The organism is Colwellia sp. KU-HH00111, assembly GCF_040362745.1.
In the GTDB taxonomy this organism is placed as follows: domain Bacteria; phylum Pseudomonadota; class Gammaproteobacteria; order Enterobacterales; family Alteromonadaceae; genus Colwellia.
The window spans coordinates 20,401-34,463 of record NZ_BAABWO010000005.1 but is presented as its reverse complement, the minus strand read 5'-3'; the positions used below and the strand labels follow the sequence as shown (position 1 = coordinate 34,463).

Here is a 14,063-nt window from a genome sequence, read left to right as displayed (position 1 = left end):
GCTTGGTATTAATTTAATCAAACAAAACACTTACTATTTAAGTGCAAAGAGGGAGATGCTTTGTGCTATTTTTTAGAGGGTAGTGACTGATGTTGTTTGGTAGTCAATGTGAATTGGAGAGTGTGAATGAGCAATGTGCCTGAAAATAACGGCCGCCGACGCTTCTTGACTGCGGCAACTGCCGTTGTTGGTGGAGCTGGAGTGGTTGGTGTGGCTGTGCCTTTCATTGGTTCCTGGAATCCAAGTGCTCGCGCGAAAGCGGCGGGTGCTCCAGTAGAAGTCAATGTAGGTAAATTACAGCCGGGTCAATTAATCCGTGCAGAATGGCGTGGTAAACCTGTTTATGTAGTGCGCCGTACAAAAGAAACCCTGGAAGGGTTAGCGAAACACGATGATCAGTTACGCGATCCTGCTTCTGAAAAAGCACAACAGCCTGCTTATGCCACCAATGCTTATCGCTCTATTAAACCTGAATTTTTAGTAGCATTAGGTGTTTGTACGCATCTAGGTTGTGCTCCTACTCACCATGTTGGCGACTTCGACCAGTTTGTTGATGGTGTACCTAATGGCTTCTTCTGTCCATGTCATGGTAGTAAGTTTGATATGGCTGGTCGTGTTTTCCAAGGCGTTCCAGCACCATTAAATTTAATGGTACCCGAGCATTCATTCACCAGTGAAGACACATTATTAATTGGTGTTGGACCTGACTCAAATGAAGGAGCTGCATAATGTTAACTAATTTTATGGCATGGATGGATAAACGCTTGCCTTTAACTGATGCTTGGAATAAGCATTTGGCACAATATCCAGCACCTAAAAACTTTAACTTTTGGTACTTTTTTGGCTCGTTAGCCATGTTAGTACTTGTTAACCAAATCTTAACGGGTGTGTGGTTGACCATGAGTTATGAACCTTCAGGTGATGGCGCATTCGCATCTGTTGAATACATCATGCGTGATGTAGATTACGGTTGGCTATTACGCTATATGCATTCAACCGGTGCTTCAGCATTTTTCATTGTAGTTTACTTACATATGATGCGCGGTTTGATGTATGGCTCGTATCAAAAACCACGTGAGTTATTGTGGATCTTCGGGATGTTGATTTTCTTGGTATTAATGGCTGAAGCGTTTATGGGCTATTTATTACCTTGGGGTAATATGTCGTATTGGGGAGCACAGGTTATCATCTCGCTCTTTGGTGCTATTCCGATTGTTGGTGATGATTTAACCCAATGGATTCGAGGTGACTATGTTATCTCAGGTGCTACTTTAAATCGTTTCTTCGCATTACACGTAGTTGCAATGCCGCTAGTGTTAGTTATTTTGGTGTTTTTACATATTTTAGCATTACACGAAGTAGGCTCTAATAACCCTGAAGGGGTTGAGGTCAAGAAGAAAAAAGGCTCAATAAAACCAGAAGAACAAAGTAAATTTAAATTCCATAAACAATATACGGATAAGTACGATATTGTTGATGCTATACCGTTCCATCCGTATTACTCGGTTAAAGATATTATGGGTGTTGCAGGGTTCTTAATTGTTTTCTGTTGGGTCATGTTTTTTGCACCAGAAGGCGGTGGTTACTTTATTGAGGCGCCAAACTTTGAGCCAGCAAATGGTTTGAAAACACCTGAACATATTGTACCTGTTTGGTATTTTGGCCCATTTTACACGATTTTGCGTGTTGTGCCTGATAAGTTACTTGGTGCGGTTGCTATGTTTGGTGCAATTATTATGTTGTTTGCCTTACCTTGGTTCGACCGTGGTACCGTTAAATCAATGAAATATCGTTGTACTTTACACACAGTTAACTTAATCCAGTTTGCTATTTCTTTCTTAGTTTTGGGTTATTTAGGCACTAAAGCAGCAACACCATTAAATAACATGATAGGAACAGTAGCAAGTTTTGGTTATTTTGGTTTCTTCATCGCGTTATGGTTTTACAGTAAGAACGAAAAAACTAAGCCAGTACCTGAGAGGATTTCTAAATAATGAAAAAGTTACTTTTAGCAATTTGTGCACTTGTTCCATTATTTGCTTTCGCCGCTGGCCCAAGTATGCACTTAGACAAAGCCAATAATGATTTAACCGATAAAGAATCATTAAAAAATGGTTTTAAAACCTATATCAACTATTGTTTAGGCTGTCACCAGTTACAATACCAACGCTATAATCGCACTTTTACCGATTTAGGTATTGATGAAGCAGATGGTATTGAAAATTACATGTATACTGGTGAAAAAGTCGGTGATCATATTACTAACACTATGCCGAGCAAAGAAGCGGCTAACTGGTTTGGTACTGCGCCACCGGATCTAACCCTTGAAGCTCGTTTACGTAGCCCTGATTGGATATACACTTATTTGCGTTCTTTTTATATGGACGATAAACGCCCATTTGGCGTTAATAACAAAGTATTCAAAGATGTGGGTATGCCACACGTGTTACAAGACCTACAAGGTGTTAGTTCACTGGACGAGCAGGGGAATGTGACGCCAGCGATGGGCGGTAGTTTAACTGCTGAAGAATATGATGTTGTGGTTCGTGATTTAACTAACTTTTTAGAGTATGTTGGCGAGCCAAGTAAACTTGAACGTGAAAGTATGGGTTACAAGGTATTAATCTTCTTGTTTATCTTCTTTATTATTTCTTATTTCCTTAAGAAAGAGTATTGGAGAGACGTTCATTAATAATAAAAAAACGGGATGAATTATCTCGTTATTTTACAATGATATTTATAGCGCGAACGAGTTCCTACCTTTAGGAGTTTAATCGCGCTTTTGCTTTATAATGAATAGGAGGCCCTATGGCCGTAGCAGCAAATAAACGTTCAGTAATGACGTTATTCTCGCATGCTGATGATATGTATAGTCATCAAACACGTATAGTATTGGCAGAAAAAGGCGTTGGGGTTGATATCAATTATGTTGATTTAGCCGATTTGCCAGAAGATTTAATCGACTTAAATCCTTATGGCACGGTACCGACTTTAATTGACCGCGAGTTAGCCTTATATGAAGCTAAAATCATTATTGAATATTTAGATGAGCGTTTCCCGCATCCACCACTCATGCCGGTATACCCTGTATCACGTGGTCGTAGCCGATTAATGATGCACAGAATTGAACATGATTGGTACAGTTTAGCCAACGACATTTTAACAGGTAGTGCTGAAGAAGCGCAAAAAGCCCGTGTTGAACTAAAAGAGAGCTTATTAAGTGTGGCACCTATTCTAAATGAAGCGCCATATTTTATGAGTGAAGAATACAGTTTAGTTGACTGTTATTTAGCACCATTATTATGGCGTTTACCTGCTTTTGGTATCGAACTAGAAGGTCAAGGTGCTAAAGAACTTAAAACTTATATGTTGCGTTTGTTTGAACGTGAGTCATTCCAAGCATCATTAACTGAAGCTGAGCGTGAATTAAGATTTGGTGATACAGATTAATGGATGACTCGTCTTCTATGAAAATGAGTTCAAATAAGCCCTATATTGTTGGGGCTTATTATGACTGGATTTCAGATAATGATTTAACGCCTTACATAGTGGTAGATGTCAGTGTGTATGGTGTATTAGTGCCAATGTCTTATGTAAACGATGGTCAAATTGTTTTAAATATAGCATCTTCTGCGATAGGCTCAATTGCTTTAGGTGCAGATGGTATTGAGTTTAGTGCGCGTTTTGGCGGTAAACTTGAGCACTTATTTGTGCCTTACGGCGCAATTGCTGCTATTTACGCTAAAGAAAATGGTGCTGGTACTTCATTACCCATAGAACACCCTAGTGAAGAGCAAGACCTAGACGTGGTAAAAGATGAGCCTGAAGCTAAAACTAGCAAGCATAAGCCGAGTTTAAGTACTGTTGCTTCGACCACTAAAGCGAGTACTGAACCGAAAAAATCGGCCAAGGGTAAACCTAGCTTAAAGGTGATCAAGTAAGCAACTATGTCGCTATTATGGGCAGACAACCTTGTTTAATAAAATTTCAGGTTGGAATGCCGGCAATAGCGACATGTGCTTTGTTGAATTGGCGTTGAGCTATATATAACAGATTCAACGTGTTATAAATATTCGAAAGCCTTATAAACGCGGTTAACACCACTGATATTACGGGTAACCTTTACCGCGATATCCGCCTCTTTTTTAGAGACGATTCCCATTAAAAACACTTCCCCATTTTCTGTTACCACCTTGATATTTTTACCGTTAACGCCATCACTTGAAAACAACGCGGTTTTAACTTTTGACGTCAACCAGACATCATTAGTTTGGGTGGTAACTGAGGTTTTGTTGCCAATACGGATTTGGTCATGAATTCGTACCACATTATTAATATTATTTAGAATTTTTATCGCTTGGGCTTTTAAATGTTGAGTGGGTGCTTGACCGACAATTAATACCGAGCCATTAACACTGACAACGTGTAAATTAGTATTATTGTATATGGCTTTATTTTTAGTGATTTCATTATAAGCTTCTACTTCAATACTTTGGTCGTCAATTTGATTACCAATACTGCGGCGGTCTGTGGCCATACTCGCGCCAGCGGTAATGGCGACAACTGTAGCAACAGTACAACTTTGTAATGTTGTAATACATAATAAAACAACTAATACTTTGGTTAGCTGCTGGCGAGTAAAGGAAACATAATTCATCATGGCTATTAAGACTCCGATTGAGGAAATAAAGTGGTGTCGATGATCTCACATAAACAATGTAAGACAATTAAATGCACCTCATTGATACGGGAAGTGCGTGAGGATGGAACTCTAATTTCCACATCGCCATCACCTAATAAACCCGCTATATCGCCACCATCATGGCCGGTAAGGGCAATAATCGGCATATCACGTGATACCGCACTTTCAACTGCTTTAATCACGTTGCGTGAGTTACCACTGGTTGAAATGGCAACTAAAATATCACCACTATTTCCAAGAGCGCGAATTTGTTTAGAAAATAATTCATCATATTGAGCATCATTTGCGATGGACGTTATGGTTGTGCTGCCTGCTACTAGTGAAATAGCTGGTAAGCTTGGACGCTCAGTTTCAAAACGATTTAATAATTGTGAGCAGAAATGTTGGGTATGCCCCGCAGAGCCGCCATTACCGCAAGCTAGCATTTTATTATCGGATAACAAACACTGTACCATCATCATGCCAGCCTGCTCTATAGCGGAAGAAATCGCTTCGGTGGCAGCAATTTGAGTTTGAATACTTTCGGTAAAATTATTCTGGATCTGTTCTAACATGGGTGATAGCTAACTCCGGTTTTAAACTAATCAGACTAAAATGCATTTTTTAGCCAAGTAACCTGTGGTTGATTGATATCACCTTCTAAAGCAATAACATCAACACGACAAGGGGTATTATATTCATTTAATTTGGCTTTATGGAGAAAAAATGCAACACAATGTTTAATCTTTGCTTGTTTGGATAAGGAAACAGCTGAAATTGCGCCACCAAAATTACTATTCTTACGGTATTTAACTTCTACAAACACATAAGTTGAACCATCTTGCATTATCAAGTCAATTTCACCCTGACGACAATGGAAGTTGGAATCGATATAGGCTAGACCTTTTTCTATTAGGTACTGTCTTGCAAACGATTCTGTAGCGACCCCTCGACTATGGCTGGTTTGCTTTTTATTCCAAAACAACCTGCATCACCTTATCATCCTGATAGCGCCCCCAGATAAGACTACGGGTAAGAATATTATTGTTGTTCAGTGATAATGTCCCTGTTTGGCCGAAATGGCGAATATAAGGAAGCTCTTTCATGCTAAAAGCTGTGCTAAGTAAGTTGTAGCTGTCATAGCCCATTGCAAAGATACGGGATAAGCTGTCGGTTCGTTTAGGCCATAATTTATCACTTAACTTGACTAGCGCTTTGTTCTGTTGTGAGGACTGCAACAGCCAAGGTATTTGCGTGAAGGTTAAGTTTTGCAGATCATTGGTGCTATTGGTGTGATGTTTATCATTAAAGCTACTATGACTTCTTGAACTCGCATAAACGGGAATAATGTCAGCAAACGGGCTGGTATTTACGTCAATGTAAGGTTTAATTAACCGAGTTTGTGCATCGCTGCCAATTAAATAAATCATATCGATGTCACGGCGGTTTCTTGGTTCAGATTTAATATTATGCTTCAAGCGGCCATTTAACTGAGCAATTCGCATTTCGCTAGTGTTGATATCGAGACTAGACTTTAAGCTTGTTTGCATTTGTTTGCCTTGATTGAAATAGACAATATCAACCGGTTGTCCTGATGATTTTTGCCACTGTTGGGTAAAAGCTTTGGCGATTCTCGAAGATATATTGTCTTGGTGACTTAAAACAATAGGGTTTTTGTAGTGTCTCAAACTCAGTGTTTCAGCGGCTTGTTCAGCTTCGTCTTCGGGTCGCATCGATAATGCTACTTGATAGGATGCTAATTGATAATCAGCGGATAAGTTAAGTAACAAGGTTGGTACTTGTAATGCAACTTCATGCTGACTTAACATGAGAAACTCATCAACATTATCCCGTAACAAGGGGCCAATAATATGATCAATATTAAGTTCGCTAACACGCGTTGCCAGAGTTTGCCAATCCAACAGATGAGTATCGATAAAATGTAGCTGCGTAGTGGAATTATCATTATATGCCGCTAAAACACCTTGCTGGGCTGCTAAACCAGCCATTTTCTGGTTACCACTCAACGGCAATAATATCGCAACTTGTTCTACTGGTTTCTCAACACTATGTACAATGGCGTTAGTTGATTGCAATTGGGCAATAATACTATTGGCTGGGTGTGTTGAATTTTGCTGTTGCCATAACTGTAAATAGTGAGAAAACTGCGCTGTATTGGCACCAAACTTTTGGCTGTAAAGCAATAACTGCTGCCAACCTTTGATAAAAGGAGGTTGAGATTCAACAAGTTGTGCTAATTGCCATGGCGCAAGTATTTGTAATTCATGCCAAATTGCAAAGGCATCTTCGGTAGATGCTTCCGGGTTTAAGGCAAATGCCTGTAATTGTGCCGCGATAGCTAATACCGGTTTATTTTGTGCTGATAATATTTTACTCAGTAATAAATAATAGTCTAAGGTTAACTCAAGTGCCTGGAAGGAAATATTAGTTTGAGTTAAAGCGACCAACTGTTCAGTCAGTGCTAATTGCTGTTGTGCTTGTTTATTGTAATTAAGTGCATATAAGCTTGACGCTTTTACTAGTAATAAACGATAGGAGTTTTCAACATCACCTGTTACCAATTCGGCGGTTTGGCTGGCTAACCAAAGTGCCTCAGTATAATTGTGTTGTTGTAAATATAACTCACTAGCTTCAATTAACAGCGTTATGATCTTGGTTTGCTGTAATAGAATTTGTGGGGAACTAGACGCAAGTTTGCTATTAATTGATTGTGCTAATCCCAATATTTCTTTCGCGTTTTTGGTGGTGATGATGTTTTTTTCAGCAGGAGTGATCGTTATTTCTTTAGTTGTTATTTTGGGGGGAGTGCTACAAGCAGACAGGATGACAGCCGTAATTAACAACAAGCTGATACAAAACCCTGAACGTATATTTTTAGCTGGTTTTACTAAAACGGCATCCATGTAATTAGATACTGGAAAATAAGTTTGATTCAAGTGGAGAAATCCGTGCATTTTTATCTCAGTGTAAGGTTATAATAAACGCCATTGCAGTGAGTCACAACTATTCAATTAAGTAATTTAACATGAGTGAAAATAAGATCAATCCAAGTACTTTATACATAATCGCCACGCCGATTGGAAATTTAGGTGATATTAGTGCAAGAGCCTTAGCTACCTTAGAGCAGGTTGATATTATTGCCTGTGAAGATACGCGTCATACGCAAAAATTACTTTCGGCTTTTGCTATTAAAAATAAAACCATATCAATGCATGATCATAATGAACGGCAACGTCAAGATTATATTGCTAGCTTGCTACAAGAAGGTAAAAGTATTGCTTTAGTTTCTGATGCAGGCACTCCGTTAATCAGTGACCCTGGTTTTCATTTAGTGCGACATTGTCGGAGTTTAGGTTTAGCTGTATCGCCTATACCCGGTGCGTGCGCCGCTATCTCAGCATTAAGTGTGGCTGGTTTACCAACAGATAGGTTTTCCTTTGAAGGCTTTTTGCCATCGAAATCTGGCGCACGCCAAAGTGTATTAAAAGGGTTAGCAGCTGAGCCTAGAACTATGGTGTTTTATGATGCCCCAAGGCGGGCTATTGACACGATAAAAGATATTGTCGAGACCCTAGGTCCACAACGCTATGTTGTTATTGCCCGAGAGTTAACCAAAACGTTTGAAACAGTGCACTCTGATCATGCCGAAAACTTACTCGCTTGGCTTGAGCAAGACCCGAATCAGTTAAAAGGAGAAATGGTATTAGTGATTGAAGGTTATCAAGCTGATCGCAATGATATTTCAAGTGAAGTAGTCAAAACACTGAAACTGTTATTAGCTGAAATGAAACCGAAAAAAGCTTGTGCCATTACGGCTGAAATTCATGGTGTGAAAAAAAACGCTTTATATGACTTAGCATTAAGCTTTAAAGCCTAACCCCAACCATTTTTATACCGGTTTTGGGGGTAAATGGCTGGCCTTTTGCGTTCAAAAATGTAAATGGTAGGGTTACATTTTTTAGGCCCGAATTTTTTGAAATAGAAAAGTGTAGATGCGGCCCTGTCGAAAAGCCGGAAGAGCCAGAGCGTGCTAATCGTTGACCTAAAACTATTTTATCACCTTCTTTGACTAATGCTGTATCCATTAGCACATGGGCATAAGATGAAAAAGTACCATCATCATGCAGCACTTTTATTACATTGGCTTTATCTAAAAAGTATTGGCTGGTGCCACTCATATGGTAGTCATCTTTTACCCACACTACGGTACCAGCTCTTGCCGCGGTTAAGTACGTGCCTATCTCCATAGCAATATCTACAGCATATTTATTATATTCTTTATTGTGGGAAAATTGACCATTAAACGCCTGGGTGATTTTATGGCCTTTATGTGAAGAAAAAGGCGCATGATAGCTGTATGCTTGTGCAACACTATTTGGATCACCTAGCGCCCATTGATAATTTAAATTAGACGCCTTAGTGGTACCTTCTAATATGGCTTCAGTTGCGCGTGCTGGAATTACTTTGCGAATTAAGACTTGAGTATAAGGAGAAATGAACGCTATTTCGATGGGCGCGTAAAAGTTATTCTTGGCATACACGGTGTAACCAGACTTCATTTTAACGTTATGCAGTTCAATTTTACTGATAGGCTTATTCTTTTGTTTATATTCGAACGTTTCGAAGCTTAGATCTTTCTGCGGAGGCTGATCGCTAAATACCCAATGACCATTGGCGTCTTTATATTTATATAGTTCTTTTGCATAACAAGTGCTGGAACTACTGAATAGTAAAAATAGAACAATAAAGATAAATAATCGCTTTTGCATTGATAACTTCCTTGCTTAAACAAACCTCACCAACGAATTCATCATAACAGCCTGTCATTTATGAATAAAGTTATGCTAAGGTATATTGCACAGAACATTGTTAATTATATGCATCACCTCTAATTTATTAATAAAGGAATATTATGAAAAAGCGTCAACAGTTATCTTTAGTGATACTTATTGCAGGCATTACATTCACAGGCAATGCCTTATCAAAAATTTATACTTGGACTGACGAAAACGGCAAGGTGCATTTTAGTGACAAACCTGTCATTAATCAAAAAGCCGCCACGATTAAACCTAAAGTTAATACTAATATTGCCAAAACCGTAACTTCAGATAGCCAATGGCAACAAAATTATTTGAAAACTAAAGCAGAAAAAGCTGAAAAAGCGAAAGAAAATGCTGAGCAAAAAAGAAAAAAACAAATCTTTTGTAATGTATTAAAGAGCAAATTAGCAACGCTTGAACACGGTGGTCGCTTTTATTCAATGTCACCTGAAGGTGAGCAGAGTTACTATAGCGATGAACAATTGAAAGCAAAGCACCAAAAACTGACTAAAGCCTATAAAAAGAGTTGTCGTTAGTGAAACTGCGCGAGTGTCAGCACACATTTTGTTAGTTTTCGGTTATGTTATTTAAGCCGCGAGTTATGTCATTTAAGCCGCGATGCGTTTTATAAAGAATATTCATCAGTTTACTAAAACACCTCCCTTATAAGATAAGGCACTTTATATCAATGGCTTAACTTGCCTTTCCTATATGTTAACTATACGGGTGTCAACTTTTTTTACAAATAGCTTGCTGTTTGCTGTTAGTTCAATTGATGATTTTTTAACAGTTTTCATCTGTCATTACAGGCTGAAATTCTAAGTTTTTTGATTTTTCCAAATATTCAACATTAAAATGGTGTTTATATAATTATTAATGGCTGGCAAAGATTAAATTAATGTAAAATATATTTACATTTTATTTACTTTGTCTAATTAAATTTAACTAAGAAGGCCGCTTTAACCTACCTAGAATACAGTCTGTTAACACCCCTATAACAAAGGCACTATTTTTGCTTAATAGTAAGGATCGCGATTTTCATGAATATTGATGAGAATATAAAAGCAAAAACAATGCTTAGCGAAATATAACAATAAACTGGAGATAAAAATGCATTTTAAAAAATCCATACTGGGGAGTTTGATTACACTAGCAATTACGGCAGGTACTTCTGCAACAGTCATTGCTAATGAAGTCACTGGTGATATCAGTAAATTTAAAGACACAAGTAGTACAGCTATCAATAAGAAGCAAAATGTTAATGGCTTCATTGTGCAATTAAAAGGTAAAACAGCCATAGCACAAGCACAAGATATTGGAGAATTGTTACCATCGAACCAACTAGTGGCTAATACGGGTAATCGTTACAATGCCTATACCCCAGCCATGATGGCTTATACAGCCGCACTTGAGAATAAACAAAATAAAGTTGCTGGTAGCATTGGCTCGATCAATATACTTCATTCTTTTAAACATACTTATAATGGTTTTTCGGCTAAGTTAACACCTGAGCAAAAAGCTAAATTAGAATCGCACCCAGATGTTATTGGTGTTTGGGAAGATCAACTAGAAATTGTAAATACTGCAAATACACCGGCTTTTTTAGGTTTAACAAGCCCTCAAGGACAGCATAGTTTAAATATTAAAGGTGAAGATGTCATAATCGGTATTATTGATACTGGTATCTGGCCTGAAAACCCAAGTTTTGCTGACGACAATTCTTACTCTGATCCAGTGAGCTTAGGTTGGCAAGGTGTTTGTGATACAGGAACTGATGCAGAATTTGCTTGTAACAATAAGCTTATTGGTGCCCGTTATTTTGATGCAAGCTTTAAAAGCCAGTACGATATCCAGTACGCTTTAGGTGAATTTGATTCACCTCGTGATGCCGATGGTCATGGTAGCCATACCGCCGGCACCGCTGGTGGTAATGAAAATGTTGATGCAGCCCTCTCAGGTTTAGCTGTGGGCACTGTATCAGGTATAGCTCCTAGAGCGCGTATTGCTGCATATAAAGCGTGTTGGAATAGTGATTATGAGAGCCCTGAAGGCAATAAAGAACGCGGGTGTTTTTACGGTGATACCATGGCAGCTATTGATGCCGCTGTAACCGATGGTGTTGATGTTATCAATTATTCTATTGGCGGCAGCCGAACTGATTTAACTATCCCATCAACTGCTGCTATGTTAAATGCTGCAGCTGCGGGTGTTTTTGTTTCAGTATCTGCGGGTAATGATGGTCCTGATGCTGAAACAATTGGCACTCCTGCTCCTTGGGTAACGAGTGTTGCAGCTTCGACGTATGATGGTATTTCTAAAGTAATTGGTAAAGCACTTGAGGTGACTACAGGCTCCCTTGCTGGCTCTTCATTAATGTCTGTTCCTGCTAGTTTTGCTCCAGCTGCAGCTGAGCTTGCGGGTGAACTGACAATAGCACAGCCTGTTGAGGCGTGTAATGCCGATCCGTTAACTAATGCCGCTGATTTAGCAGGTAAAATAGCACTTATCGCACGTGGTAGTTGTGCTTTTACTGAAAAGTTTATCAATGCACAAAATGCCGGTGCGCTTGGTGTTGTTGTTTATACCTATGATGGCACTTCAGCATTTGCTATGGGTGGTACCGATCCAGCGGTGGCTATTCCTGGCTCTATGATTTCATTTGCCGATGGTCAAGCTTTAACTGCAAGTGTTGCTGCTGAAAGTACTTCCGTGATGTTTACCGAAAATGCAGCTTCAGAAGACGCGGTTGAAGTGGGTAATACCATGGCGTCATTCTCGTCTCGTGGCCCGAACTTAAATACCTATGATATTATTAAGCCTGATATTACCGCACCAGGTGTGAAAATATTAGCAGCAACTACCTCTGCTCCTATGTTTGAAGCACATGGTGAAACATTCAAGTATCTACAAGGTACTTCAATGTCCAGCCCGCATATTGCTGGTATGGCTGCACTATTTAAAGAGTCAAACAGCGCTTGGAGTCCTGCACAAATTAAATCTGCATTAATGACTACAGCACGTCAAGATTTGACTAAAGAAGATGGTACAACGCAAGCCGACCCATATGATTTTGGCTCAGGGCATGCTGACCCAGTTTCTGCCTTAGATCCAGGCTTGTTATTTGATACTAACCTTGGTGATTATTTGGCATTCCTTTGCGGTCAAGATAAAGGGAGCTTTGTCGAAGGTTACGGCCAAACATGTGCCGATTTAGCGGCTAGTGGTTTTAGTACTGACGCCAGTCAATTAAATTTACCTTCAATTGCTATTGCTGAGCTTATTGAGCCAGAAACTATTTACAGAACGGTCACTAATGCAACCAGTGCAGCATCTGTATATACAGCGAATGTTCAAGCACCAGCAGGCTTTGAAGTAAGCGTTAAAACGTTTGATGGCGATGGTAATGAAACACCAGCATCCACACTAGAGATTGATGCTGATGGCACTGCAAGCTTTGCTGTAACCTTTACCAAAACAGAAGCAAGTGAAATTGGTGCTTGGAAATTTGGTGCGATTACTTGGACAGATACTGCAGATCATTCAGTCCGACTGCCGCTTGCAATTAAAGCTAGCCCAACGGTTAAAATTGAAGTGCCAGAGTTAATTTCAGGTACCATGAAGCGCGGTCGCTTTAGATTCCCTGTTAAAATGCTTTACTCAGGCAACACCAGTATCGATTACACAGGTTTAGTTGCACCGTTTGGCACAGATGGCAATGTAGCAGCTGATCCTGCTCAGACATTTGAATTTTTAGGCGCAGGTACTGACTATCATATGTTCGAAATACCTGCTGAATCAAAAGTTGTTCGCTTTAGCTTAGCAGATGCATTTGTAACAGAAGATGGTGCAGATTTAGATCTATACGTTTATCGCTGTATTGAGTGGAGTTGTGCACAGGTTGATAGCTCATTAAATGCAGGCTCTAATGAAGATGTTGTGCTAACTAACCCTGAGCCAGCTGCTGATGTAAGTGTTGGTAATGTTTATGTAACTATGATTCACGGCTACTCTACTGGCGCTGCAGAGTCCACTGATTACACCATGATTGGTTGGATTGCCGATAAAGCTGAAACTAGTACTCGTGTAAGTGCAAGTCGTAGAGCGATTGAAGGTCGATTTAACTACACCACTATCATGACTAGAGGGTTACCAACAGGCTCTACCTATATGGGTGCGGTAACTTACTATAATGATGAAGGTGAAGCTGAAGGCACTACTGTTGTTGAGTTACAGAACTAGTTTTTTATCAATATGCGCTTGAATTAAGCGCCCTTAAAAAAACATAATTCAAAGCCCTCTTAGTATAACTTAGGGGGCTTTTTTTGTGTCTAAACACCAAGAGCACTTTATTAATATTGTGCAAAAGAGCTTATCATGGCGAAAACGCTCGAAGTGTCAGAGGGTATTGCGCGCTATCGCTGAATATTCATACTTGGCTAAATAAGTGCACTACAGGCGGATTGATTAACGTACATAAGTTATCTTGTTATTGATTGAAATCGAGCCAAGAAAAAAGCTAGGTAAGTTGATAGCTGTCATAT

The 14,063-nt window shown here is 39.3% G+C and carries 13 protein-coding genes; 8 read left to right on the top strand and 5 right to left on the bottom strand.

Features of this window, described 5'->3' with window-relative positions; all coding sequences use genetic code 11:
- Nucleotides 1-126 precede the first annotated feature (126 nt).
- The 5 genes from petA to ABXG98_RS10370 all read left to right on the top strand — a co-directional run bounded on the left by petA (nucleotide 127) and on the right by ABXG98_RS10370 (nucleotide 3,941).
- A complete protein-coding gene (petA, locus tag ABXG98_RS10390; RefSeq protein WP_353538615.1) occupies nucleotides 127-729 on the top strand; it encodes a ubiquinol-cytochrome c reductase iron-sulfur subunit in 603 nt (200 codons plus the stop codon).
- Nucleotides 729-1,994, top strand: coding sequence for a cytochrome b (locus tag ABXG98_RS10385; RefSeq protein WP_353538614.1), 1,266 nt, complete (start codon nucleotides 729-731; stop codon nucleotides 1,992-1,994). The genes petA and ABXG98_RS10385 overlap by 1 nt, the downstream gene beginning before the upstream one ends.
- Nucleotides 1,994-2,692, top strand: a complete 699-nt coding sequence (locus ABXG98_RS10380) for a cytochrome c1 (RefSeq protein ID WP_353538613.1) — start codon at nucleotides 1,994-1,996, stop codon at nucleotides 2,690-2,692. The genes ABXG98_RS10385 and ABXG98_RS10380 overlap by 1 nt, the downstream gene beginning before the upstream one ends.
- A gap of 116 nt (nucleotides 2,693-2,808) precedes the next feature.
- On the top strand, nucleotides 2,809-3,450 hold the full coding sequence (gene sspA / locus ABXG98_RS10375) for a stringent starvation protein SspA (protein WP_353538612.1): 642 nt from the start codon (nucleotides 2,809-2,811) through the stop codon (nucleotides 3,448-3,450).
- On the top strand, nucleotides 3,450-3,941 hold the full coding sequence (locus ABXG98_RS10370; RefSeq protein ID WP_353538611.1) for a ClpXP protease specificity-enhancing factor: 492 nt from the start codon (nucleotides 3,450-3,452) through the stop codon (nucleotides 3,939-3,941). Before sspA ends, ABXG98_RS10370 begins: the two co-directional genes overlap by 1 nt.
- Before the next feature lie 122 nt (nucleotides 3,942-4,063).
- On the opposite strand, the gene ABXG98_RS10365 is transcribed toward ABXG98_RS10370, so the two are convergent.
- The 4 genes from ABXG98_RS10365 to ABXG98_RS10350 are packed head-to-tail and all read right to left on the bottom strand — an operon-like array spanning nucleotide 4,064 to nucleotide 7,638.
- Complete coding sequence (locus ABXG98_RS10365) at nucleotides 4,064-4,660, bottom strand: BON domain-containing protein (RefSeq protein WP_353538610.1); 597 nt, start codon at nucleotides 4,658-4,660, stop codon at nucleotides 4,064-4,066.
- Nucleotides 4,661-4,665: 5 nt separating this feature from the next.
- Nucleotides 4,666-5,256: a phosphoheptose isomerase gene (locus ABXG98_RS10360; protein ID WP_353538609.1), complete on the bottom strand. Its 591-nt coding sequence runs from the start codon at nucleotides 5,254-5,256 to the stop codon at nucleotides 4,666-4,668.
- Nucleotides 5,257-5,291: 35 nt separating this feature from the next.
- Nucleotides 5,292-5,666 carry a YraN family protein gene (locus ABXG98_RS10355; protein ID WP_353538608.1) on the bottom strand — a complete coding sequence of 125 codons (375 nt, stop codon included), beginning with the start codon at nucleotides 5,664-5,666 and terminating at the stop codon, nucleotides 5,292-5,294.
- Complete coding sequence (locus ABXG98_RS10350; RefSeq protein WP_353538607.1) at nucleotides 5,653-7,638, bottom strand: penicillin-binding protein activator; 1,986 nt, start codon at nucleotides 7,636-7,638, stop codon at nucleotides 5,653-5,655. Before ABXG98_RS10350 ends, ABXG98_RS10355 begins: the two co-directional genes overlap by 14 nt.
- Nucleotides 7,639-7,727: 89 nt before the next feature.
- Between ABXG98_RS10350 and rsmI the strand changes: the two genes are divergently transcribed.
- A complete protein-coding gene (gene rsmI, locus ABXG98_RS10345) occupies nucleotides 7,728-8,579 on the top strand; it encodes a 16S rRNA (cytidine(1402)-2'-O)-methyltransferase (RefSeq protein ID WP_353538606.1) in 852 nt (283 codons plus the stop codon).
- On the opposite strand, the gene ABXG98_RS10340 is transcribed toward rsmI, so the two are convergent.
- Nucleotides 8,569-9,471, bottom strand: a complete 903-nt coding sequence (locus ABXG98_RS10340; protein WP_353538605.1) for a peptidoglycan DD-metalloendopeptidase family protein — start codon at nucleotides 9,469-9,471, stop codon at nucleotides 8,569-8,571. The genes rsmI and ABXG98_RS10340 overlap by 11 nt on opposite strands.
- Nucleotides 9,472-9,614: 143 nt before the next feature.
- Here ABXG98_RS10340 and ABXG98_RS10335 point away from each other — a divergent pair, with 143 nt between their 5' ends.
- Complete coding sequence (locus tag ABXG98_RS10335) at nucleotides 9,615-10,058, top strand: DUF4124 domain-containing protein (RefSeq protein ID WP_353538604.1); 444 nt, start codon at nucleotides 9,615-9,617, stop codon at nucleotides 10,056-10,058.
- Nucleotides 10,059-10,632: 574 nt separating this feature from the next.
- Nucleotides 10,633-13,761: a S8 family serine peptidase gene (locus ABXG98_RS10330; protein WP_353538603.1), complete on the top strand. Its 3,129-nt coding sequence runs from the start codon at nucleotides 10,633-10,635 to the stop codon at nucleotides 13,759-13,761.
- Nucleotides 13,762-14,063 lie beyond the last annotated feature (302 nt).